General features: G+C 72.0%; 20 protein-coding genes and 3 pseudogenes. 5 read left to right on the forward strand and 18 right to left on the reverse strand.

What is annotated here, in order from left to right; translation table 11 throughout:
• Positions 1-197 precede the first annotated feature (197 nt).
• A complete protein-coding gene (locus tag CFW40_RS07125) occupies positions 198-1,232 on the forward strand; it encodes a phosphatase PAP2 family protein (protein ID WP_176956558.1) in 1,035 nt (344 codons plus the stop codon).
• Positions 1,233-1,332: 100 nt separating this feature from the next.
• On the opposite strand, the gene CFW40_RS07130 is transcribed toward CFW40_RS07125, so the two are convergent.
• Positions 1,333-1,548, reverse strand: a complete 216-nt coding sequence (locus CFW40_RS07130) for an I78 family peptidase inhibitor (protein WP_088796989.1) — start codon at positions 1,546-1,548, stop codon at positions 1,333-1,335.
• 532 nt (positions 1,549-2,080) lie between these two features.
• On the opposite strand from CFW40_RS07130, the gene ctaD reads away from it, so the two are divergent.
• Positions 2,081-3,763 carry a cytochrome c oxidase subunit I gene (gene ctaD / locus CFW40_RS07135; protein ID WP_088796990.1) on the forward strand — a complete coding sequence of 561 codons (1,683 nt, stop codon included), beginning with the start codon at positions 2,081-2,083 and terminating at the stop codon, positions 3,761-3,763.
• On the opposite strand, the gene CFW40_RS07140 is transcribed toward ctaD, so the two are convergent.
• The 5 genes and pseudogenes from CFW40_RS07140 to CFW40_RS38870 all read right to left on the reverse strand — a co-directional run.
• Complete coding sequence (locus tag CFW40_RS07140) at positions 3,651-4,688, reverse strand: YafY family protein (protein ID WP_088796991.1); 1,038 nt, start codon at positions 4,686-4,688, stop codon at positions 3,651-3,653. The two genes, ctaD and CFW40_RS07140, sit on opposite strands and share 113 nt — an antisense overlap.
• Positions 4,689-4,760: 72 nt before the next feature.
• Positions 4,761-5,738: a hypothetical protein gene (locus CFW40_RS07145; RefSeq protein WP_088796992.1), complete on the reverse strand. Its 978-nt coding sequence runs from the start codon at positions 5,736-5,738 to the stop codon at positions 4,761-4,763.
• Positions 5,735-6,994: a glycosyltransferase family 4 protein gene (locus CFW40_RS07150; RefSeq protein WP_088796993.1), complete on the reverse strand. Its 1,260-nt coding sequence runs from the start codon at positions 6,992-6,994 to the stop codon at positions 5,735-5,737. The genes CFW40_RS07145 and CFW40_RS07150 overlap by 4 nt, the downstream gene beginning before the upstream one ends.
• 275 nt (positions 6,995-7,269) lie before the next feature.
• Positions 7,270-7,515: a LysM domain-containing protein gene (locus tag CFW40_RS38865; RefSeq protein WP_256992059.1), complete on the reverse strand. Its 246-nt coding sequence runs from the start codon at positions 7,513-7,515 to the stop codon at positions 7,270-7,272.
• A 38-nt stretch (positions 7,516-7,553) separates the two neighbouring features.
• A pseudogene (locus CFW40_RS38870) lies at positions 7,554-7,871 on the reverse strand (transglycosylase family protein); the annotation flags it as partial.
• 284 nt (positions 7,872-8,155) lie between these two features.
• Between CFW40_RS38870 and CFW40_RS07160 the strand changes: the two are divergent.
• Both CFW40_RS07160 and CFW40_RS07165 read left to right on the forward strand, forming a co-directional pair.
• Positions 8,156-8,953 carry a hypothetical protein gene (locus CFW40_RS07160; protein WP_088796994.1) on the forward strand — a complete coding sequence of 266 codons (798 nt, stop codon included), beginning with the start codon at positions 8,156-8,158 and terminating at the stop codon, positions 8,951-8,953.
• A 118-nt stretch (positions 8,954-9,071) separates the two neighbouring features.
• Positions 9,072-9,416, forward strand: a complete 345-nt coding sequence (locus tag CFW40_RS07165) for a hypothetical protein (protein ID WP_176956557.1) — start codon at positions 9,072-9,074, stop codon at positions 9,414-9,416.
• A 25-nt stretch (positions 9,417-9,441) separates the two neighbouring features.
• Here CFW40_RS07165 and der read toward each other — a convergent pair whose 3' ends face one another.
• From der to aroH, 5 genes are all read right to left on the reverse strand, one after another.
• Entirely contained in the window at positions 9,442-10,902 is a 1,461-nt protein-coding gene (der, locus tag CFW40_RS07170; protein ID WP_088796995.1) for a ribosome biogenesis GTPase Der, read from the reverse strand.
• Between the two features lie 68 nt (positions 10,903-10,970).
• Positions 10,971-11,627 (reverse strand): 1-acyl-sn-glycerol-3-phosphate acyltransferase, encoded by a 657-nt coding sequence (locus CFW40_RS07175; RefSeq protein WP_088796996.1) that lies wholly within the window; start codon positions 11,625-11,627, stop codon positions 10,971-10,973.
• The gene (gene cmk, locus CFW40_RS07180) at positions 11,624-12,367 is read right to left on the reverse strand and encodes a (d)CMP kinase (protein WP_088796997.1); all 744 of its coding nucleotides are present in this window, start codon (positions 12,365-12,367) and stop codon (positions 11,624-11,626) included. The genes CFW40_RS07175 and cmk overlap by 4 nt, the downstream gene beginning before the upstream one ends.
• An 86-nt stretch (positions 12,368-12,453) precedes the next feature.
• Positions 12,454-13,539 (reverse strand): prephenate dehydrogenase, encoded by a 1,086-nt coding sequence (locus CFW40_RS07185; RefSeq protein WP_088796998.1) that lies wholly within the window; start codon positions 13,537-13,539, stop codon positions 12,454-12,456.
• Complete coding sequence (gene aroH, locus CFW40_RS07190) at positions 13,536-13,898, reverse strand: chorismate mutase (protein WP_088796999.1); 363 nt, start codon at positions 13,896-13,898, stop codon at positions 13,536-13,538. Before aroH ends, CFW40_RS07185 begins: the two co-directional genes overlap by 4 nt.
• Positions 13,899-14,161: 263 nt before the next feature.
• Here aroH and CFW40_RS07195 point away from each other — a divergent pair, with 263 nt between their 5' ends.
• The gene (locus tag CFW40_RS07195; protein ID WP_088797000.1) at positions 14,162-14,857 is read left to right on the forward strand and encodes a DNA polymerase beta superfamily protein; all 696 of its coding nucleotides are present in this window, start codon (positions 14,162-14,164) and stop codon (positions 14,855-14,857) included.
• An 86-nt stretch (positions 14,858-14,943) separates the two neighbouring features.
• Here the strand turns inward: CFW40_RS07195 and CFW40_RS07200 are convergent.
• From CFW40_RS07200 to CFW40_RS07230, 7 genes and pseudogenes are all read right to left on the reverse strand, one after another.
• A pseudogene (locus CFW40_RS07200) lies at positions 14,944-15,672 on the reverse strand (DNA polymerase beta superfamily protein); the annotation flags it as partial.
• 106 nt (positions 15,673-15,778) lie between these two features.
• A pseudogene (locus CFW40_RS07205) lies at positions 15,779-16,791 on the reverse strand (ADP-ribosylglycohydrolase family protein).
• A gap of 81 nt (positions 16,792-16,872) precedes the next feature.
• Positions 16,873-18,048: a pseudouridine synthase gene (locus CFW40_RS07210; RefSeq protein ID WP_088797001.1), complete on the reverse strand. Its 1,176-nt coding sequence runs from the start codon at positions 18,046-18,048 to the stop codon at positions 16,873-16,875.
• Entirely contained in the window at positions 18,048-18,764 is a 717-nt protein-coding gene (scpB, locus tag CFW40_RS07215) for an SMC-Scp complex subunit ScpB (protein ID WP_088797002.1), read from the reverse strand. The genes CFW40_RS07210 and scpB overlap by 1 nt, the downstream gene beginning before the upstream one ends.
• A complete protein-coding gene (locus CFW40_RS07220) occupies positions 18,761-19,828 on the reverse strand; it encodes a ScpA family protein (RefSeq protein WP_088797003.1) in 1,068 nt (355 codons plus the stop codon). Before CFW40_RS07220 ends, scpB begins: the two co-directional genes overlap by 4 nt.
• Before the next feature lie 208 nt (positions 19,829-20,036).
• Positions 20,037-20,702, reverse strand: coding sequence for a hypothetical protein (locus CFW40_RS07225; RefSeq protein ID WP_256331560.1), 666 nt, complete (start codon positions 20,700-20,702; stop codon positions 20,037-20,039).
• Positions 20,687-21,703, reverse strand: coding sequence for a ParA family protein (locus CFW40_RS07230; RefSeq protein ID WP_088797005.1), 1,017 nt, complete (start codon positions 21,701-21,703; stop codon positions 20,687-20,689). The genes CFW40_RS07225 and CFW40_RS07230 overlap by 16 nt, the downstream gene beginning before the upstream one ends.
• Positions 21,704-22,115 lie beyond the last annotated feature (412 nt).

A 22,115-nucleotide genomic window follows, 5' to 3' on the forward strand; every position in this document is an offset into this window, starting at 1 on the left:
AACCCTGCCGGGAGAAAAGCAGATAAGGCGCTCATGGTGACGACACGCGGGCCCCGGGAAGCGATTGAGAATCGCCAGGAATTCCCCGCCAAATCCCAGCTCCGAAGCCCCGATTGAGACACATTCCACATCACATCGTCATTACAAAGCGCACAGTTTGACCAAGCACCTACATCACACGCGGTAACGTCGATTGAGTGCGTACCGATGACAAGCTCGACCAGATGGAGGAGCAGCGCCCGACCGATCGCGTCCGACCGCCCCGCATGACCCGGACCCGCCTGTGGCTGTTCTGGGGAACGCTGGCGGTGTACCTCGCGATCGTGGCCGGGGTGCTGGCTACTACATGGCTGGTCACGTTCGACTGGCAAGTCATGTTCTTCAGGCCGTACAAGCAGTGGCCTGAGATCCATGCCTTCCTCGACTACTTCGTTGTACTGGGGCAGCGCGGACCGACCGCGGTGGCGGTGGCGGCATGGCTGGGCTGGCGCTGCTGGCGCCAGCGCAACCTCCACCCGCTGCTGGTGCTCGGCGCCTCGCTGCTGCTGCTGAACATCACCGTGGGCGCCGCCAAGCTCGGCATGGGGCGGCTCGGCCCGCACTACGCGACCGTGGTGGGCGCCAACGAGATGGGGCTCGGGGGCGACATATTCCCCTCGGGTCACACCGCGAACGCCGTGGTCACCTGGGGTGTGCTGGCCTACCTGGCGACCACCTCGCTGCGCCGCCGCACGCTGTCGGTGATCGCCGCGCTGGGCGCGCTGGGCGTCGGCATGACCACCGTCTACCTCGGCACCCACTGGGTCAGCGATGTGCTGCTCGGCTGGGCCGCGGGGCTGCTGGTGCTGCTGGCGATGCCCTGGCTGGAGCCCGGCATCACCTGGTTCGAGGACCGCCTCATGGGCATCCTGCTGCGGCTGTGGCTGCGGCTGCGCCCCGATTCGCTGCGCGGCCCGCTGCCGGTCGGCTCGATGGCTCCCGAGGTGTCCCGGCAGCGCATCGCCCCCGACGGCGAGGTGCTGGTCCGCGAGACGATCTCCGCCGGCACGGGCGGCCGGTCCGCCGCCCACAACCCGGACACCTGGCCGCACCACTCCTCGCGCCCGTACACCATCCGTTCGGAGCGCGCCCCGGTCACCCCGGCGGGCAGCCGGCGACCGCCGCACGCGGACCGTTCGCGCACCACGCCGCTCAGCCCGATCTCCGGGCGCGGCCGCAACGCGAACGGCTGACACGGCGCAGGCGGCGGGGCCGGTACGCACACCCCCGCCCCGCACCGAGGCCCCGGCCGCTCCCCACGGAGCGGCCGGGGCCTCGTCGTGCGTACGGCGCTCAGCCCTGCCAGGTGCGGTGCACCGTGCCGTCCTTGACCTCGAAATTGAGGCGGCCGGCCAGGTACTCCATGGTGATGATCGCGCCCGGCGGCAGCGAGCGGACTGTGGTCCAGCCGCGCCCTCTGGCCTGCTCTTCGGCGTCCTGCTGGGCAAGGCCGACATACGCCTCGATGTCGTCCTGAGGGTTGTCCGGAAGGTTCGGTACGTCAGCCATGACAGCCACCGTAGGCGTCCGGGCCGGCCCGCGGAAGCCCGGCCCCCGCACACCTCGGTGACCTCCCGGTCCGGCCTTCGTCACACTTGTGTCACAGCGAACGCTGGTGCGTTCGCCGGAACTCCGTCACCCTTACGCGCCGCGTGACGGCGCAACCGGGTGGAAAATTAAGCGGCCGGAATTCCGCCTTGATCAAATGCGAAACGGGATGGGTAACTCCGCGCATCGCGGCGAGCCGTCCGAAAATAATCCCCGGTGAGTTTCGGATTACCCGTGCCTGACGTTCTTTATCGGCCGCCGGGAAATTGTCCAACGAGACACACTCCGCACACATTTCCCGCACATCGCCCCGCTTGCCGCCTCCGCGCCCGCTCCGGCCCCTTCCGCCTGCCGTACGCCGGAGCGGCCACCGGGCCGTCCACCGGGCCGCCTGATCCCACCGGAACGGACCGGAGCGCCACCTCGCTCTGCGCGCCCCGCGCGAGCATCATGTGCCGGGCCCAGTACACCTTCGACGAACGGGGCGCAGCGGATGGTTACCGACACCGGCCGGGCGGACCTGCGGCCCCCCGGGGCGCGGCGCCGCGGGTCGGTGCTGGTCGACTGGCTGACGACCACCGACCACAAGAAGATCGGGCACCTCTATCTGATCACCGCGTTCGGCTTCTTCCTGGTGGGAGGTCTGCTGGCGCTGGTGATGCGCGCCGAACTGGCCCGGCCGGGGCTGCAGATCATCGACGCGGAGCAGTTCAACCAGGCGGTGACCATGCACGGCACGATCATGCTGCTGCTCTTCGCCACCCCCGCATTCGCCGGTTTCGCCAACGAGATCATGCCGTTGCAGATCGGCTCGCCCGATGTGGCCTTCCCACGGCTGAACATGTTCTCGTACTGGCTCTTCCTCTTCGGCGGCCTGATCGTGCTGGGCAGTTTCCTCACCCCGTTCGGCGGCCCGGCCTTCGGGTGGACGGCCTACGCCCCGCTGAACTCGATGGTCCGCTCCCCCGGCGTCGGCGCCGATATGTGGATCATGGGGCTGGCGCTGACCGGCTTCGGCACCATCCTCGGTGCCGTCAACTTCATCACCACGATCATCGTGCTGCGGGCGCCCGGGATGACGATGTTCCGGATGCCGGTGTTCACCTGGAACATCCTCTTCACCTCGGTCCTGGTGCTGATGGCGTTTCCCGTGCTGGCGGCGGCGCTGCTGGTGCTGGAGGCGGACCGGCAGTTCGGGTCGGTGGTGTTCGAGGCGCAGTGGGGCGGTGCGCTGCTGTGGCAGCACCTGTTCTGGTTCTTCGGCCATCCCGAGGTCTACATCATCGCGCTGCCGTTCTTCGGCATCATCACGGAGATCATCCCGGTCTTCTCCCGCAAGCCGATCTTCGGCTACGTGATGCTGATCGGGGCGACGATGGCCATCACGGCCCTGTCGGTGATGGTCTGGGCACACCACATGTTCGCGACGGGGGCGGTGCTGCTGCCGTTCTTCTCCCTCATGTCGTTCCTGATCGCGGCGCCGACCGGGGTGAAGTTCTTCAACTGGATCGGCACCATGTGGCACGGCTCGGTGTCCTTCGAGACGCCGATGCTGTGGTCGGTGGGATTCCTGGTGAGCTTTCTGTTCGGCGGGCTGACCGGCGTCATCCTCGCCTCCCCGCCGATGGACTTCCACGTCACCGACACCTACTTCGTCGTCGGCCACTTCCACTACGTCGTCTTCGGAACGGTCGTCTTCGCCACCTACGCGGGCTTCTACTTCTGGTGGCCGAAATTCACCGGCAAGATGCTCGACGAGCGACTGGGAAAGATCCACTTCTGGACACTGTTCGTCGGCTTCCACACCACGTTCCTCGTCCAGCACTGGCTGGGCGTGGAAGGCATGCCGCGGCGCTATGCCGACTATCTCGCCGCCGACGGCTTCACGGCCCTCAACACCCTCTCCACCGTCGGCTCCTTCCTGCTGGGCCTGTCCACGCTGCCGTTCCTCTACAACGTCTGGAAGACCACCCGCCACGGCTCCCGGATCACCGCGGACGACCCCTGGGGCTTCGGCCGCTCCCTGGAGTGGGCGACCTCCTCGCCGCCGCCGCGGCACAACTTCACGACTCTTCCGAAGATCCGTTCCGAGGCCCCCGCCTTCGATCTGCACCATCCGGAGGTGGGGAAGCAGCCGACGGCGGCGCCGCCAGTGCCCGGGAGAGCCGGTCCCTGATCTCCCGTATACGGCTCTGCAGCTCCGGCGGCTCGCGGACCTCGAAGTCGAATCCGGTCAGCACGATGTGGAGCACCATCAGCTCCAGGCTGTGCGCCCCCGTACGCAGCAGACAGGACTGCTCGTCGACGGCTTCGAGCGTCCCCGCGGCCGGGCCGATGCGCTCCGCGGCGCGCTCCAGCGGGGCGTGCAGCAGCACGGTGGCCTGCCGGGCGTAGACCCGGGTGGAGATGCCCCGGGAGACATACGCGGCGAGATCCGGCGCCGGCGGCGGGCGGGGCGTGAAGCGCGGCCCGTGCGGCGGGGTGGGGGTGAGGCGGTCGACCCGGTAGGTGCGCCAGTCCGCACGGTCCACGTCCCAGGCGACGAGGTACCAGTGGCGCCGGGCGCAGACGAGGCGGTGCGGCTCCACGATGCGGCGGGAGCAGGTGCCGTCGTGGGTGGTGTAGTCGAAGCGGAACTGCCGGCAGTCGCGGCAGGCGTGCGCGAGCTCGGTGAGGAGGTTCGGGTCCACCCGGGGGCCGCCGCTGCCGGGCAGCGGGACCGTGAAGGCGTTCAGCGCACCGATCTGGCGCTGCAGCCGGTGCGGCAGCACCTGCTCCAGCTTGGCCAGCGCGCGTACGGAGGACTCCTCGATGCCCTCGACGCCGCCCACCGCGGCGGTGCGCAGCCCGACCGCGACCGCCACCGCCTCCTCGTCGTCGAGCAGCAGCGGCGGGAGTTCGGCACCGGCGCCGAGCCGGTAGCCGCCGGCCGTCCCCGGCGCGGAGTGGACGGGGTAGCCCAGCTCGCGCAGCCGGTCGATGTCCCGGCGCACCGTGCGCGGGGTGACGTCGAGCCGGTCGGCGAGCTCCGCGCCGGACCACTCCCGGTGGGCCTGCAGCAGCGAGAGCAGGCGGAGCAGACGTGCCGAGGTCTCCAACATGGCCCGAGTTTCGCAGCCTTTGCGGACAGCCGCGGTCCTCGATGCGTCACCGGGACCGCGGGCGCCGCTCCGTCAGTTCCCGGCAGGCCCCGCGACCCGGACGGCCAGGTCGTTGTCGAGCGTGTAATACGGGCCGATCCGCAGCTCTTCCGCCGCGGCCGGCACCGGTAGCGCGGGGTAGCTGAAGACCTGCTTCTTGTCGGCCACATCGTCCAGGAGTCGGGCGATGCGCACCGGCCGGGCGCCCTCGGCGGGGCGCAGCCACAGGTCCCAGGGCTCGCTGCCCTGCTGCCACCGGCCGGCCAGCTCCTCATAGGGCAGCGTGAAGGTGAACCCGGAACCCTCGACGGTCAGTGGGACGGTGACCGTGACCGGTGCGGCGTCCGGGGTGCCCGGGGCGCGGCGCGACCGCGCCTCGGCGCGGGCACCGGAGCCCGGCACGGTGCCGTAGAGCCGGCCGGAGACCGTCAGGCCGTCGGGCGCGACAAGGATGTCACCGGCTTCGGCGTGCGGACCGCGCAGCCAGCTGCGCAGCGCGAGGTTGCCGAACTTGGTCGCGTACGGGATGCGCACACCGAGCCGGCCGATGCCCGCCAGCGGCCTGCGGTCGACCAGTGACCGCAGGTCGTTGAGGCCCGGCAGCAGGCGCCGCGGGTCCCGGCCGTCGCCGAGGTCGGCGTAGGCGTTCCAGCGGCCCTCGGCGAGGGAGACGGTGCTGGGCAGCACGGCGCGCAGGCGTCCGGCGCCGTTCGGGCCGAGCGGCAGCCGTACCTCGTCGTCCGCACCGTCGCCGCCGCGCAGCCGCAGCACCAGCGCCGCGCTCCAGGCGGTGGGGGTGTCGTGGGGGACGTTCAGGTCGAAGGTGAGGCCGCCCGCGGAGTCCGCGATGCAGTCGGCCCGCAGTGCGACCGGCTCCGCCTCCGTCGCCCGCTCCCCCGTCCGCTCGGGGCCCGGGGTGTGCGCGCTCACCGGAACTCCGGGTTTCTGATCAATGGCAGCGGGCTCCTTCATCTCGTCTCCGGTCACGGTCAGTTGGCTCGACGCCGTCATACCGTCCGCACCCCTCTCATCGCGGCGCGGGCCGCATCCTTGGTGGCGTATGCGCCGCCGAGCAGGGCTCCCCGGGCGCGGTGCAGGCTGCCGCGCAGCCGGTGGCCCCGCCTGCGGGCGAGCAGTTCGGCGAAGAGCTCTTCATGGCGTTCCGCGACCGTGGCGGGGTCGAAGCGGGCGGATGAGGCCAGCGCGGCCGCGCCCATCCGCTTGCGGGCGTCATCGTCGTTGATCAGCGTGAGCAGCGAGGCGGACAGCGCCTCCGGGTTGCCGACCGGGACCAGCTTGCCGTCCACCCCGTCGTCGATGATCTCGCCGGGGCCGTGCGGGCAGTTGGTGGCGACGACCGGCAGGCCGCAGCGCATGGCCTCGACGATGGTCATCCCGAAGGACTCCAGGCTGGAGGAGACCGCCGCGATCGAGCCCTTGGCCCACTCGGGCTCCAGGGGGTTGGCCGGGCCCATCAGGAAGACGTGGTTGTACAGGCCGAGTTCGTCGATCAGGGCGCGCAGCGCGGCCTTCTCGGCGCCGCCGCCGTATATCCGCAGCCGCCAGTCGGGGCGCTCGGCGACGACATGGGCGAAGGCGCGGATGAGGACGTCATAGCGCTTGACGCGGGTGAGCCGGCCGGCCGCGACGACCCACTTGCCGCTGCCGTCCGCGGGCGCGAGAGCGGGCGCCGGCACGCTGTTGGGCACCGACTCGACCCGCACACCGGGCAGCCGCAGTGTGCGGCGGTAGGCACGGGCGTCGGCCTCGGTGACGGTGGTGACCGCGTCGAGGCGCGGATAGGCGCTGCGCAGTGCGAGTTTGAGCGCCTTGCTGTGGGTGTCCAGGGTCAGGTGCTCCTGGCCTATCCGGACCGGGCCGCGGCGCGCCTGCTTGGCGATGTGCACATTGAGACCGGGCCGGGTGCCGACCACCACGTCCGTCTCCATCCGGCGCAGATGCTGGGCTATCCGGCCGTCGGTGAGCTCGCTGTACTGGCCGAACCGGTTCTCGGCGGCGGGAAATATCCTGGCCGGGCGGGCGTGCGCGGGGTCCGCGCCCTCGTAGGCGGGGCTGTTCTCCCTGAGGTCCACGAGGTGCCGCAGCGCGACGCGCGGGCCGAGGTCGAAGACCGGGGCGTCGCGGTGGCGCAGTACGGACACGATCTCGACCTCGTGCTGCTCGGCGAGCGTACGCGCGAGGTTGAACGTCGTCCGGATCGTCCCCCCGATGCCGTAGGCATTGTGAATCAGGAATGAGATGTGCATCCGTCCCCGTGTCCCCTGGTCTTCCGTTCCGGTCTCCCCGTGGGATGCGTCGCGCCCCCCTCCCGATGGCGCGACACATCCCCCTGCGAACGGTAGGACCGCGAAAGCCGGTTCCTGGTTGGGCCTTTCGCCAACTTGTTCCGCAAAAGTTAGGTCATCGGTAGCCGCGGCAGGGAACCTCCCGGACCCGGATCCCCTCCGCCGCGTTCACCAGGCCTTCCGGCGCCCCGCTCGCGCCGCTGAACTCCCGTCGCCGGACTCCCGCCGCCCGCCCGTCAGTCGTCGTCCGCCGGACGGGAGTGCTTCTTCGGGCTCTCGGGGAGCCGCAGCTTGGTGCCGGCCATGAGCTTGCCGGGATCCGGTCCGATGGTCGACCGGTTGGCGCTGTACAGCGCCCGCCAGCCGCCCTTGACCTGGTACTTCTCGGCGATCTCACCAAGCGTCTCCCCGCTCCGTACGACATGGGTCCGCGCGGGGGAAGCAGCCCGTAACGCCGGGCGCACACCGGCCAGGCGCCCCATCCCTGGGCGGCCTGCACCCGCTTCGCGATCTTGATCTGCTCCTTGCGGGTGGCGAGGTCGGCCCGCTCCGCGAAGTCGAGGCCGCCGAAGGCCTCCCAGGTGGGCTGCCAGAACTGCAGCCCGCCGTAGAAGTCGTTGCCGGTGTTGACGTGCCAGTCCCCGCTGCTCTCGCACTCCGCGAGGCAGCCCCAAGGCCACTGGTCGGCGGCGCAGGCGTGCGTGGCCTTGCCGCCGGGGCCGCCGCCGGTCCCGTCGGCGGCGGCGTCGCCGGGCAGGCACAGCACCAAGGCTGCGGCCGCGGTGAGCAGCCCGACGGATCCCACGAAGCGCCGGGGCGCCGAAGAGTTGTCCGACATAGCCGGTGACGGTAAGCAGCCGTCGGCCGCTGACCAGCGCGCCACGCCCTCAGGACCCCGCCCCCACCCGGTCCGGTGTACGGAACACCGCCGACTGCGCCAGGTTCTGCGCAAGAGTTGGCGTTATGTGACCGCTTCTGAGGCGGCTTTCCACGGTTTTCCGCTGTGCGGGGATTGGTTCGATTCCGTTCCCGCCCTCGCGTGACTCCTGCCGCAGGTCACCCGTTGTCCTTGTACGAGCCGGGAGACCACCCGGCAGACGCACAGAGATCGAGGAGCCACCCGTGCCGCGCATGCTCGACGTCAGCGACGACGTTCGCGCCGAGATCGGCGACGAAGAAGCCGACCGCCTGCTGGCCGGTGGCGACGCCCCCGGCAGCTACGACTGCACCTCCTGCCGGACCCCCGGGGACAGCGAGCAGGAGCGCACCAGCACCGTCCTGTTCGTGGGCGAGGAGACCGCGGTGCTCGCGTTCGCCCACGCCACCTGCATCCCCTCGCAGGTCGTCCCGGTGTCGGAGGAGCAGCTTCAGGGAGCCGTGCGCTCCATCACCGGCGAGGACGCCGCCCCCGAGATTCCCGCCCCGGCCGTCCCGCTCCCCACCACCCCGCGCCAGGCGACCCTCGGGATCACCTGCGGTCTGGTGCTGGTCGAGGGCGACCTGCGCCCGGCCCTGGTGGTCGAGCCGGACGGCCCGATCGCCCGCCCCGGCTCGGCCGGCCCGGACGACGCCTTCCTTCCGCTGCTCCTGGAGCAGGGCTTCCACCCGGTGACGGACGTGGACCAGCTCCCCGGCCCGAACCCGGGCTGGTCCGCGCTGCTGGCCATGGGCAAGCTGCACGCCGTCCTGCAGCCGGGCGGCGTGGGCCAGCAGGCCGCCTGGTGGCAGGCCCACCAGCCGCTGGCCGTCTCCGACGGCTGGCGCGCCGCGGCCAACAAGGCGCAGTCGGTGCTGATGTACGCGGCGCCCGCGGGCTCCATCGGCCACCAGCCCCGCGAGGACCTGATGCGCGAGGCGCTGGAGAAGGCCGCGGCCAAGGGCACCCTGGTCGCCGCGGAGATGCCGCTGGCCGGCACCTGACAGCCCCCGGCACCCGATCGCGGGGGCGGGACCGCCATTCCGGACGGTCACGCCCTCGCGATCAGCCATTTCCGCACGAAAGCCGCATCCCGCGGCCGTCGGGGTCGTTGGCACAGACGTGCACGCATACGACCCCTCCTCCCGCGCCCCGTACGCCCACCCGATCCCCGGCATGCGCCCGTCCTACGAACACCGGACGACGCACACCACGGACCATGGTTCGGCCACGCCGATCTATGACGCGCTGTACGCCGAGTACCGCCGCGCTTTCCGGGCCCTGCCCGGGGACCGTACGGACGAGCCGGAGCTCCCGGAGTCGCTGCGCGGTGCCGTGAACTGGAACCGTACGGCGGCGTCCGCGGGCCACTGGGAGGTCGTGAGCCGGCAGCCGTACCACCCGCGGGGCCATGTCCCGGCGGCGCTGCCACCGGCGCAGCGGGACGCCCGGCCGCACGGACACTGAGCGGTCAGCGCGGCCCGGTCCGCCGCTACTTCTTCTTGCTGCGCTTCTCGCGCACCCGCACGGAGATGTGGATCGGCGTGCCGTCGAAGCCGAACTCCTCGCGCAGCCGCCGCTCGACGAAGCGGCGGTAGCCGGCCTCCAGGAAGCCGGAGGCGAACAGGACGAAGCGCGGCGGCTTGGTGCCCGCCTGGGTGCCGAAGAGGATGCGGGGCTGCTTGCCGCCGCGGATCGGGTGCGGGTGGGAGGCGACGATCTCACCGAGGAAGGCGTTCAGCCGCCCGGTGGGGATCCGGGTCTCCCAGCCCTCCAGCGCGGTCTCGATCGCCGGGACCAGCTTCTCCATGTGCCGGCCGGTGCGCGCGGAGACGTTCACCCGCATCGCCCAGGGGATCTGCACGAGGTCCCGCTCGATCTCCCGCTCCAGGTAGAAGCGGCGCTCCTCGTCGAGGGTGTCCCACTTGTTGTAGGCGATGACCAGGGCGCGTCCGGCCTCCACGGCCATCGTGACGATGCGCTGGTCCTGGACGCTGATGGATTCGGACGCGTCGATCAGGACGACCGCGACCTCGGCCTTCTCGACGGCCGCCGCGGTGCGCAGCGAGGCGTAGTAGTCGGCGCCTTCCTGGAGGTGCACCCGGCGGCGGATACCGGCGGTGTCCACGAACTTCCAGGTCTTGCCGCCCAGTTCGATCATCTCGTCGACCGGGTCGCGGGTGGTGCCGGCCTGCTCGTTGACGACCACCCGCTCCTCGCCGGCGACCTTGTTCAGCAGCGACGACTTGCCGACGTTCGGCCGGCCGATCAGCGCGATCCGGCGGGGGCCGCCGAGGGCGGTGCCGAAGGTCTGCGCGGGGGCCTCGGGCAGCGCCTCCAGCGCGGCGTCGAGCATGTCGCCGGTGCCCCGGCCGTGCAGCGCGGAGACCGGGTAGGGCTCGCCCAGGCCCAGCGACCACAGCATGGCGGCGTCGGCCTCGCCCGACGGGCCGTCGACCTTGTTGGCGACCAGGACGACGGGCTTGCCGGCCCGGCGCAGCAGCTTGACGACGGCCTCGTCGGTGTCGGTGGCGCCGACCTTGGCGTCGACCACGAAGACCACCGCGTCGGCGGCCTCGATGGCGAACTCGGCCTGCAGCGCCACGGAGGCGTCGATGCCGAGGACGTCCTGCTCCCAGCCGCCGGTGTCGACGACCTTGAAGCGGCGGCCGTTCCAGTCGGCCTCGTAGGTGACACGGTCGCGGGTGACGCCCGGCTTGTCCTCGACGACCGCTTCCCGGCGGCCGATGATGCGGTTCACCAGGGTCGACTTGCCGACATTGGGGCGGCCGATGACGGCGAGGACGGGCAGCGGGCCGTGGCCGGCCGCGGCGATGTCGCCCTCGACCTCCTCGAGGTCGAAGCCCTCCTCCGCGGCGAGCTCCATGAACTCCGCGTACTCGGCGTCGCCCAGCGCACCGTGCTCGTCGCCGGCGGGGATCTGGTCGTTCATGAAGTCCGTTCCTCGTTCATCATCGTGATCGGTGGGCCGCTCGTCCGCGGCCCACTACTCAAGTCTCTTCAGCGCCCGGTCAGGCGCCTGGCCTGTGCCAGGTGGGCGGTCAGCCGCTCCTGGATCCGTACGGTCGCCTCGTCGAGCGCCTTACGGGTGCGCCGCCCGCTGCCGTCGCCCGCCGCGAAGGCGTCCCCGAAGACGACATCGACGCGGGAGCGCAGCGGCGGCACGGCCGGTGTCAGCCGGCTGTGCCGCTCCGTGCTGCCGAGCACCGCCACCGGCACCACCGGGGCGCCTGAGCGCACCGCGAAGTACGCCAGGCCCGCGCGCAGGGAGGCGAAGTCGCCCTCGCCGCGGGTGCCTTCCGGGAAGATCCCCAGCACTCCGCCCCGGTCCAGTACCCCGAGGGCGTCGGTGATCGCCTTGCGGTCGGCGGTCTCGCGGTCCACCTTCAGCTGCCCGATGCCCCGCAGGAACGGGTCCAGCGGGCCGACGAAGGCTTCCTTCTTGATCAGGAAGTGCACCGGCCGCGGCGCGGTGCCCATCAGCATCGGGCCGTCGATGCCGTGCGAGTGGTTGACGGCCAGGATCACCGGGCCGGACGGGGGCACCCGCCAGGAGCCCAGCACCCGCGGCCGCCACAGCCCGTACATCAGGCCGATGCCGATCCGCCGGCCGACCGCGGCGCCCGCCTCGCTCGGGGCTCCGCCGCTGTCGGTCACCGGGCGACCCGCCCTGCCTTCTCGGCGCCGGCGCCCTCGATGAGGGTGACCACGCACTCGATGACCTGCTCCAGCGTGAGCTCGGTGGTGTCGACCTCGACGGCGTCGTCCGCCTTGGCCAGCGGGGAGGTCTTGCGGCCGGAGTCGGCGGCGTCCCGCTTGATCAGCGCCTCGCGGGTGGCGGCCAGGTCGGTGGCCTGCTGGGGGTCCTTGCCCTTGAGCTCACCGCTGCGGCGGGCCGCCCGCGCCTCCGGGGAGGCGGTGAGGAAGACCTTGAGGTCGGCGTCGGGCAGGACGGTGATGCCGATGTCCCGGCCCTCGACGACGATGCCGTGGGGGGCCTCGGCGGCGATGCTGCGCTGCAGATCGGTGATCAGGGTCCGCACCTCGGGCACGGCACTGACGGCGCTGACCGCGGCGGTGACCTCCTGGGTGCGGATCGGGCCCGCGGCGTCCAGGCCGTCGACCGTGATGGTCGGGGCGGCCGGGTCGGTGCCGGAGACGATCACGGGCTTGGCGGCGGCGTCGGCCACCGCGGTCGCGTCATTGACGTCGATGCCGTTGTTCAGCATCCACCAGGTGATCGCGCGGTACTGGGCGCCGGTGTCGAGGTAGCCGAGGCCGAGCTTGGCGGCGACGGCCTTGGACGTGCTGGACTTGCCCGTGCCTGCGGGGCCGTCGATGGCGACAATCACTGCTGCCGGGGCGGTCCGAGCGGCGGTTTCCACGGTGACGAACACCTTTCTTGTACACGGGGCGGGGGTCCAAGGGCCACAATGGCCCCGGACAAGGTTACTGGCTCACCCGCACGGCGCCGTCCACGGTGTCATTGCCGGATCGACCAGCCCCGCTCCCGCAGCTCCGCGGTCAGTCCCGGAACGGCCTGCGGCTCGACCATGAGCTGGATGAAGCCGGCCTGCTGGCCGGTGGCGTGCTCGATGCGGACGTCCTCGATGTTGACCCCGGCCCGGCCGGCGTCGGCGAAGATCCGCGCCAGCTCGCCGGGCTGGTCGCCGATGTGCACGGAGACGATCTCATAGGTGGCCGGGGCGGCGCCGTGCTTGCCGGGCACCCGCTCCCGCCCGGCGTTGCCGCGCCGGAGCACGTCCTCGATGCCGCCGGCGCCGCCGCCGCGCTTCGCGTCGTCGGCGGACTCCAGGGCGCGCAGGGACCGTACGGTCTCGTCCAGGTCGGCGGCGATCTCGCCCAGCACATCGGCGACCGGGCCCGGGTTGGCGGAGAGGATGTCGAGCCACATCGCCGGATCGGAGGCCGCGATCCGCGTCACATCGCGGATGCCCTGGCCGCAGAGGCGTACGGCGGTCTCGTCGGCGCCCTTGAGCCGGGCGGCCACCAGGCTGGAGACCAGTTGCGGGGTGTGCGAGACCAGGGCGACGGCGCGGTCGTGCGCGTCCGCGTCCATCACCACCGGGACGGCCCGGCACAGGGCGACCAGCTCCAGTGCGAGATTGAGCACTTCGGTGTCGCCGTCGCGGGTCGGCGTGAGCACCCAGGGCCGGCCCTCGAAGAGGTCGGCGGTGGCGGCCAGCGGGCCGGAGCGCTCCTTGCCGGCCATCGGGTGGGTGCCGAGGTAGCCGGACAGCTCGCAGCCCATCGCCTCCAGCTCACGGCGCGGGCCGCCCTTGACGCTGGCGACGTCGAGGTAGGCGCGGGCCGCCCCGCGCCGTATGGCATCGGCCAGCGCCGTCGCGACATGGGCCGGCGGCACGGCCACGACGGCCAGGTCGACCGGGCCCGGGGGCGGCTCGGTGGTGCCCGCGCCGAGCGCGGCGGCGGTGCGGGCCTGGGCCTGGTCGTGGTCCTCCAGGAAGACCTGGACGCCGCGGGCGCTCAGCGCCAGCGCGGCGGAGGTGCCGATCAGGCCCGTTCCGATGACGAGTGCGCTCCTCACTGCGCGATGTCCTTTCGCAGCGCCCCGGCCGCGCCGAGGTAGACATGGGCGATCCCGGCCTTGGACAGATCGGTCTCGACATGGGCGAGCACCCGCACCACGCGCTCCATGGCACCGGTGATGTCCAGCTCCTGGGCGCAGATCAGCGGCACGTCCGTGATGCCCAGGGCGCGCGCGGCGGCGGCCGGGAAGTCGCTGTGCAGATCGGGGGTGGCGGTGAACCACACACTGATCAGGTCGTCCGCGCGCAGGCCGTTGCGTTCGAGGAGGGCGGTGAGCAGTTCGCCGACCTGCTGCTGCATATGCTCCGCGTCGTCCCGCTCCAGCTGGACGGCCCCGCGGACCGCTCGTACCGCCACGTCGCTGCTCCCCTTGCGTTCTGTGCCGCGTCACGCACCTGTGCGCGCACTGATCAGCGTAACCAGCCGCACCGACAATCCGTACGCGGCGGCCGGCCGGCGAGACGGCCGGCGGCGCACGGGCGGCGGTCCCCGCACGTCGCGGCCGGGCACGCCTGCACGTCGCGACCGGCCGCCCACCGGCAGTGAGCGCGCTGCGGAGTTCGACATTCCGCTTCCAAAACCTGGTGACATTCACCATCCCACCAGCGACAATCGCCGCCATGTCCGAAGCCGCCGAAGGTCACACCCTGGTCGCCGAGCACACCGTCTACTCCTGTGTGATGGGCTCGCGCGCCTTCGGTCTGGCCACGGAGACCAGTGACACCGACCGGCGCGGGGTGTATCTCGCGCCCACCCCGCTCTTCTGGGGCTTCGAGAAGCCCCCGACCCATGTGGAGGGGCCGCGCGAGGAGGAGTTCTCCTGGGAGCTGGAGCGGTTCTGCCATCTGGCCCTGCGCGCCAACCCCACCATCCTGGAGTGTCTGCACTCCCCCCTGGTCGAGCGGGTCGACGCCACCGGCCGGGAACTGCTCGCGCTGCGCGACGCCTTCCTGTCCCGGCAGGCCCACCGCACCTTCACGGGCTACGCCGGCGGTCAGCTCAAGCAGCTGCGGGCCGATGTGCGCCAGCACGGCGCCCCCCGCTGGAAGCACGCCATGCATCTGCTGCGGCTGCTGGCCTCGTCCCGCGATCTGCTCCGTACCGGCAGGCTCACGCTGGACGTCGGGCAGGACCGGGAGGAGCTGCTGGCGGTCCGGCGCGGCGAGGTGGCCTGGGACACCGTGGAGCGCCGGATGGCGCGGCTGGCCGAGCAGGCGGAGGCCGCGGTGTCCGGCTCGCCGTTGCCGGCCGAGCCGGACCGGGGCCGGGTGGCCGACTTCCTGTTCCGGGCCCGGCGGGCATCGGCGCTCGGCTGAGGCCCGGCCGTCCCGGTCCGGACGAGGTGTCCCGGTCCGGACGAGGTGTCCCGCCAGGACGGCCAACCCGGGCCCGGACGGTGGGTCCTGGCCCGGACGACGAGGTCGTGCAGCGCCTCGCGGGCACCGGGAGCGCGGCAGGGCCGTCGCGTCCTGCGCGGCGTCGAGCCGGGCGTGCAGCGCCTCGACGTCCCCGCGCAGCCGCTCCGGGTCCACCACCCCACCAGCCGTGCCGTGTTCGGCCGCCTCCTTGGCCGCGATCAGCTCCGGCAGGTAGGCGGGCGCGGCCGACTCGCCCGCCAGCGTGGGCAGATGGGGCTGCCCCCGGCCGCTCTCCATGAGGTGGATGCCGGTGAGCAGCACCCGCAGCGTGTACAGCAGCGGCTTGAGCTCGCCGGTCTTCTCGAACAGCCGCCACTGGGTCCTGGCGAAGCCCCGGTAGTGGTGGGCGTGGTGGGAGGTGAGCAGGTCCGGCACCAGCGCGAGCAGTTCGTCGTGCACGGGAGTGGTGTGCACGACCAGGGGCGAGACGAGCTGCTCCAGTACGTAGCCGTTGCGCCGGAGCAAAAGCCGGGCGAACTTGCGCAGGTCGTGCGAGACCAGGTCCAGCTCGGTGCGGTCCTGCTCCCACATCCGGGTCCTGGACTCCTCGGGCTCGTACAGGCCGAGGAGGGCGGCGGCCGGAGGTGGGCGCCGCGCAGGTCGACGTCGGAGTCCCGGGACGGGAAGCCGTACAGGTGCGCGCCGGAGACCGTCGCGAAGACCAGCGGGTCGTCCTGCTCGGCCACCACGGCACCCAGGTCGACGGCGGGCAGCCCGGCCGCGCGGAGGACGGCCTCCCGTGCGGTGGCCGTTGCGGGAGCCGTTGCGGGAGCTGTTGTGGGGGCCGCTTCGGTGGCCGTCCCGGTCGCTGCCGGGTCCTCAGGCATCCCAGGCCTCCCCCAGTGCCAGCAGTTCCCCGCGGTACTCGATACGGGAGGCCCACGCCCCGGGCCAGGCGCCGGCGCCCAGGTGGGCACCCGCGAAGGCGCCGGTGAGGCAGGCGATCGAGTCGGAGTCCCCGGAGGTGCAGGCGGCCCGGCGCAGCGCGGTGAGCGGTTCGCCGGGGAAGAGCAGGAAGCACAGCAGGCCGGTGGCCAGCGCCTGTTCGGCGATCCAGCCGGCGCCGGTGGCCAGGCAGGGGTCGGCCTCCGGGTCCGGGGCGCCGAGCGCCGCGTCCAGCCGGTCCAGGACACCGAGGCATTCGTCCCAGCCGCGGGCGGCGAAGGCCGTCGCGGAGGGCTCCTGGCTCTGCCGCCACAGGTCGCCGAGCCAGTCCTCCCGGTAGACGGTGCGGTGGTCCTCGGCGTACGCCCGCAGCCGGCCCGGCAGCTCGGCGGGCGGTGTGCCGTCGGCGAGGGCGCGTACGGCGTAGGCGGTCAGATCACTGGCGGCCAGCGCGGTGGGGTGCCCATGGGTCAGTGCGGACTGCAGCTGTGCGGCGCCGGAGCGCTGCTCGGGGCTCAGCCCCGGTGCCAGCCCGATCGGCGCGACCCGCATATTGGCGCCGCAGCCCTTCGACCTCATCTGGGGGCCCCGGCCCAGGGCAGGTCCCGGTCGCTGAGCAGTTCACAGGCCCTCAGGCACGTCCAGCCCGGTGCCCGGTTGTTGTCGGGCGAGCGCCACCAGGCGACTTACTCCTCGCGCACGGGACCCTCGAGAGCGGCCGGCGTGAGGTCGCCGTGCCCCATGGCGGTGCGCAGCCCGCGGCCCAGCGCCAGCGTCATCTGGGTGTCGTCGGTGACGAAGGCGGGATCGGGCAGCGCCATCTGCCGCCACGGGCCGCTCTTGGCCAGGATCGACGGCACAGCGTGGAACTCGGTGGGAAAGCCGAGCGCGTCGCCGAGAGCGAGCCCGATCAGCGAGCCGGTAGCGGCGGACCCCGTGGACACCATCAAAGAACCACCCCTTAATGTCACAGTGACACTAAGGGGTGGTACGACGCCTCCGCAAGGCCTTTCCCTGCCGTGCGGCGTCTAGAGCTCGACCTCGCGCATCAGCATGCCGACCTCGGTGTTGGTCATCCGGCGCAGCCAGCCCGACTTCTGGTCGCCCAGGGCGATCGGGCCGAAGCTCGTCCGCACGAGCTTGTCGACCGGGAAGCCGGCCTCCGACAGCATCCGGCGCACGATGTGCTTGCGGCCCTCGTGGAGCGTGACCTCGACGAGGTAGTTCTTGCCGGTGTTCTCCACGACCCGGAAGTGGTCGGCGCGGGCGTAGCCGTCCTCCAGCTGGATGCCGTCCTTGAGCTGCTTGCCCAGGTCGCGCGGGAGGGGGCCCTGGATCGCGGCCAGGTAGGTCTTCTTGACGCCGTAGCGCGGGTGCGTCAGACGATGGGCCAGCTCGCCGTGGTTGGTGAGCAGGATGATGCCCTCGGTCTCGGTGTCCAGCCGGCCGACGTGGAAGAGCCGCGTCTCACGGTTGGTGACGTAGTCGCCCAGGCACTGGCGGCCGTCCGGGTCCTCCATGGTGGAGACCACACCGGCCGGCTTGTTCAGCGCGAAGAAGAGGTACGACTGGGTGGCGACCGTCAGGCCGTCGACCTTGATCTCGTCCTTCTCCGGATCGACCCGGACGCCCTGCTCCATGACGATCTGGCCGTTGACCTCGACCCGCGCCTGGTCGATCAGTTCCTCGCAGGCCCGCCGCGAGCCCATACCGGCCCTGGCCAGCACCTTCTGCAGGCGCTCGCCCTCCTGGTCGCCGAACGTCTTGGGCGTCTTGACCTGCGGCTTGTCGTGGCGGGCGCGGTTGCGCTCCTCCACCTGGGCGTCGTACTCACGGGGCCGCGCGGGCGCCTGGCCGCGGCCGCGCTGCGGGCCGCCGCTCTTGCCGCCCGGGCGTCCCTTCGCGGCGGCGCCCGTACGGGGACCGCCCTTGGCACCGCCGCGGGCCGCCGCGCCCCGGCTGCCGCCGGACTTGGGGGCGCCGCTCTTGGGGGCGCCGCCCTTGGGGCCGCCGCCCCTGCGCTCGTCCTTGCGCTCGTCCTTGCGGTCCGACGAGCCGCCGGAGCCACTGGTTCCGCCGACGTCGTAGCGGCGCTCCTCAGGACGGGGGCGGCCAGCGCGCTGCTGCTTCTCGTCCCGCTGGTTGCCCGCGCCGCGGTAGTTGCCCCGCCCGCTGTCCCTGTTGTTCCTGCCGCTGCTTCGCATCAATGATCCGTCTGAGAGTCGCCGCTGTCGTCTACGTCGAACGACGGGATACCTTCCGGGGAGTCACCCTCGACCGCCTCCGCCTCCGGGAGGAACGGTGCGAGCTCAGGGAGCTCGTCCAGGCCGCGCAGGCCCATCCGCTCCAGAAAGTAATTCGTCGTCCTGTACAGGATCGCACCTGTTTCAGGTTCCGTCCCCGCCTCCTCCACCAGGCCGCGCTGGAGGAGCGTGCGCATCACACCGTCACAGTTCACGCCGCGTACGGCCGAGACACGGGAACGGCTGACCGGCTGACGGTACGCGACCACGGCCAGAGTCTCCAAAGCCGCCTGCGTGAGCCGGGCCTGCTGCCCGTCCAGGACGAAGCTCTCCACCGCGTCCGCGTACGCGGCACGGGAGTAGAACCGCCAGCCCCCGGCCACCAGCCGCAGGTCGAACCCGCGCCCCTGGCGGGCGTAGTCCTCGGACAGCTCGCGCAGCGCCAGCGCGACCGCCCGGCGGGGCCGCTGCAACACCCTGGCCAGGTGTTCCTCGGTCGCGGGCTCGTCGACGACCATGAGGACCGCCTCCAGCGCGGGCTTCAGCGCCAGCTCGGCCACGCCCAGCGCCCCGGCCGGTGCCTCGGACCGCTCCCCGGGGGCCTCGCCCGGCACCTCGCCCGGGCCGGACGCCGCCTCCGTGATGTCGTACGCCCCGCTGCCGGCCACGCCGCTCATGCCCGCTCCTTCGCTGTGTGCTCTCCCTGCTCCGCCCCGGCGGCGCGCTGCCCCGGTTCCTTATCGAACTCGTCCGTGACCACCGGCTCGGCCCCCTCCGCGCCCGTCCACCGGACCGTGAGCGCCCCCAGGGCCTCCTCCTGCTCCAGGACCACCACCCGCTCCCGGTAGAGCTCCAGCAGGGCCAGGAAGCGCGCCACGACGGTGAGGGTGTCCGGTGCGTCGCCGCACAGATCCGCAAAGCCGGCCTCGCCCGCCTCCCGCAGCCGCGCCATCAGCACCTCGGCCTGCTCCCGCACGCTCACCAGCGGCGCATGGATGTGGTCGACGTAGACCTGCGGCCGGGCCTTGGGCTGCATCGCCTTCACCGCGAGCTTGGCGAATCCCTCCGCCCCGGTGCTGATGACCACCTCGGGCAGCAGCTCGGCGAGGTACGGCTCCAGCCCGACCGTACGGGGATAGCGCCGGGCCTCGTCGGCCAGCCGGCCACTGAAGATGTCCGCGATGCGCTTGTAGGCGCGGTACTGCAGCAGCCGGGCGAAGAGCAGATCACGGGCCTCCAGGAGCGCGAGATCGGCCTCGTCCTCCACTTCGGCCGCGGGCAGCAGCCGGGCCGCCTTCAGATCCAGCAGCGTCGCCGCGACGACCAGGAACTCCGTGGTCTGGTCCAGATCCCAGTCCGGCCCCATGGCCCGGATGTGCGCCATGAATTCGTCGGTCACCTTCGACAGCGCGACCTCGGTGACGTCCAGCTTGTGCTTGGAGATCAACTGCAGGAGGAGGTCGAAGGGGCCCTCGAAGTTCTCCAGCCGGAGGGTGAAGGTGCCGTCGCCGGCCCCGGGGGACGTCCCGCCGGGAGAGGTATCAGGCGTGTCCTCGGGGGTGTCCTCGGGGGCGTTTTCGGGGGTGCCCTCAGGGGCCTCTTCGGGGGTGTTCTCGGGGCTGTCCCCGGGGGCGCCGTCCGGTGCCGCCGGCACATCGGGTGCCACCGGCCCCGCGGCGGCCCCGCGCCCGAGAGGTCTGCGGGCGCGGGGCGCGGGGGCATCGTCGTGGGTCGTCGGCATCGCGGTCGGTCCATGGTGCTGTGGTCCCGCGCCGGGGGCGACGGGCTGGTCACGGGCGGGGCGACCCGCCGAAGAGGCAGGCTATCCCGCGGCACCGCGCGAGCGCCGGTCCCGACGCGGCCGGTCCCACGCGGCGTGACGTTTCCGCACCGCTTCGGCACCAGGGCACCACGCCACCCGCGCCCCACGCATGCGCCGGGGCCGGGCGTCAGCGCCCCCGCAGCCGCCGCACCAGAATGCTGGCGTCGCCGCGCGACTCCAGGTCGGCGAGGACGACGGCGACCGCCTCGCGGACGATCCGGCCGCGGTCGACGGCGAGACCGTGCTCACCGCGCAGCACCAGCCGGGCGTGTTCGAGGTCCATGAGCTCCTCGGCGGAGACATAGACAGTGATCTTCTCGTCGTGCCGCTCCCGGCCGCTGGGGCGGCGGTTGGCGCCGCGGGAGCCGCCGCGCCGGCGGCCCTGGCCACCGGCCTGTGCCGTCGCCGCGGCCGCGTCGGAGGCCGCCTGGCCACTCTGGCCCGCCTGCGCCCGGTGGCCCTTGGCGGCGTCGCCGTCGTTCTCCCGGCCGCCGTGCTCGGCCGGGGGGCCGACGGCGGGTACCCGGGGCGGTGTGGCCGGTCCGCCGTCGCCGGCCGTCGCCGCCGGGGCGTCCCAGCCGCCGCCTCCGGACCGTCGCTGCCGTACCGCGGTGGCCGTCTCCGGCTCCTCCTCCGCCGTATCGGGCTCACCGGCCGGTGCGGGTACCCGGGGCGCCTCGCCGCCGGCCGTGGAGCCGTTCGCCGAACGGCGGGGGCTGGAGGGCTGCAGCCCCCCTCCCCCGGTGGTGCGGAACAGTTCGTCGGCTCCCGGCAGACTCACTCGGCGTGACACCGGGCGAGCACCTCCCTGGCGAGCTGACGATAGGCGGCGGCGCCGACGGAGTTGGAGGCGTACGTGGTGATCGGTTCGCCCGCGACGGTGGTCTCGGGGAAACGGACCGTACGGCCGATGACGGTGTGGTAGACGTGGTCGTCGAAGGCCTCGACGACGCGCGCCAGCACCTCACGGCTGTGCACCGTGCGGGAGTCGTACATCGTCGCCAGGATGCCGTCCAGCTCCAGTTCGGGGTTGAGCCGTTCCTGGACCTTTTCGATCGTCTCGGTGAGCAGCGCGACACCGCGCAGCGCGAAGAACTCGCACTCCAGCGGCACGATGACCTTGTGAGCCGCCGTCAGGGCGTTGACGGTGAGCAGACCGAGGGAGGGCTGGCAGTCGATGACGATGTAGTCGTAGTCGGCCAGCAGCGGCTTCAGGGCGCGCTGCAGGGTCGACTCGCGCGCGACCTCACTGACCAACTGCACCTCGGCAGCTGACAAATCGATATTGCTGGGCAGCAGGTCCATGTTGGGGACCGCGGTCTTCAGGAGCACTTCGTCGGCCGCCATGCCCCGCTCCATGAGCAGGTTGTAGACCGTCAGCTCGAGCTCCATCGGGTTGACGCCGAGTCCGACCGACAGGGCACCCTGCGGGTCGAAGTCGACGAGCAGCACCCGTCGTCCGTATTCGGCAAGCGCGGCACCCAGGTTGATGGTCGAGGTGGTCTTGCCGACCCCGCCCTTCTGGTTGCACATGGCGATGATTTTGGCGGGGCCGTGGTCGGACAGCGGTCCCGGGATGGGGAAATAGGGAAGCGGGCGTCCGGTCGGGCCGACGCGCTCCCGGCGCTGGCGCGCGGCGTCCGGCGCGAGCGTCGCGGCGTATTCGGGGTCGGGCTCGTACTCCGCGTCCGGATCGTAGAAGTGCCCCTCGGGCAGGTCGTCGTAGTCGGCGAGACGGGCGGGTTCTCCACTGCCCCGGTCGCCGGCCATGGCGTTCACGTGATGGCCGTCCATGCTCTGGTGGGCTGTCGTGGAAATGCTCTGATGGGCTGCGAAGGTGTGGACCGCAACGGAGCCGACAGCCTCGCGCCCCGAGGGACCCTGGTCCCCTGCAACCGCTCCTGGTTGACCACCTCCGGGAGTAAATGTCGACTCATTCACAAGTCGTCTTACCTCCTTGGATGTGACCAGGAAACTTTATCGATAGGTCAGCGTGGCACCATGCCGACGGTTGGCGACTCTATGGCGTGTCGGGCGTCCGCAGCAACACAATCCGCCGGACCCGGCACGATGTGTCGGTAACCGGACCCCTGATGTCAAGGGCGCACGTGGCGTCGGACCGAAGTTTCCGGGGTGCGCGAAACGGCTAAAGGGTCACGTTCGCGGCGAGTTGGGGGCCGACGTTCCGGAACGCGGCGTTCCGCTC

Origin of the sequence: Streptomyces sp. 2114.4, assembly GCF_900187385.1 — a bacterium.
GTDB classification, from domain to species: Bacteria; Actinomycetota; Actinomycetes; order Streptomycetales; family Streptomycetaceae; genus Streptomyces; species Streptomyces mooreae.

Bases quoted from the DNA above. Each gene is read 5' to 3' on its own strand.
- CFW40_RS07210 (WP_088797001.1), bottom strand. From the start codon at position 18,048: ATGCGAAGCAGCGGCAGGAACAACAGGGACAGCGGGCGGGGCAACTAC.
- CFW40_RS07145 (WP_088796992.1), bottom strand. From the start codon at position 5,738: ATGACGGCGTCGAGCCAACTGACCGTGACCGGAGACGAGATGAAGGAG.
- CFW40_RS07130 (WP_088796989.1), bottom strand. From the start codon at position 1,548: ATGGCTGACGTACCGAACCTTCCGGACAACCCTCAGGACGACATCGAG.
- scpB (WP_088797002.1), bottom strand. From the start codon at position 18,764: ATGAGCGGCGTGGCCGGCAGCGGGGCGTACGACATCACGGAGGCGGCG.
- CFW40_RS07150 (WP_088796993.1), bottom strand. From the start codon at position 6,994: ATGCACATCTCATTCCTGATTCACAATGCCTACGGCATCGGGGGGACG.
- CFW40_RS07230 (WP_088797005.1), bottom strand. From the start codon at position 21,703: ATGGACGGCCATCACGTGAACGCCATGGCCGGCGACCGGGGCAGTGGA.
- ctaD (WP_088796990.1), top strand. From the start codon at position 2,081: ATGGTTACCGACACCGGCCGGGCGGACCTGCGGCCCCCCGGGGCGCGG.
- der (WP_088796995.1), bottom strand. From the start codon at position 10,902: ATGAACGACCAGATCCCCGCCGGCGACGAGCACGGTGCGCTGGGCGAC.
- CFW40_RS07220 (WP_088797003.1), bottom strand. From the start codon at position 19,828: ATGCCGACGACCCACGACGATGCCCCCGCGCCCCGCGCCCGCAGACCT.
- CFW40_RS07140 (WP_088796991.1), bottom strand. From the start codon at position 4,688: ATGTTGGAGACCTCGGCACGTCTGCTCCGCCTGCTCTCGCTGCTGCAG.
- CFW40_RS07195 (WP_088797000.1), top strand. From the start codon at position 14,162: ATGTCCGAAGCCGCCGAAGGTCACACCCTGGTCGCCGAGCACACCGTC.
- CFW40_RS38865 (WP_256992059.1), bottom strand. From the start codon at position 7,515: ATGGGGCGCCTGGCCGGTGTGCGCCCGGCGTTACGGGCTGCTTCCCCC.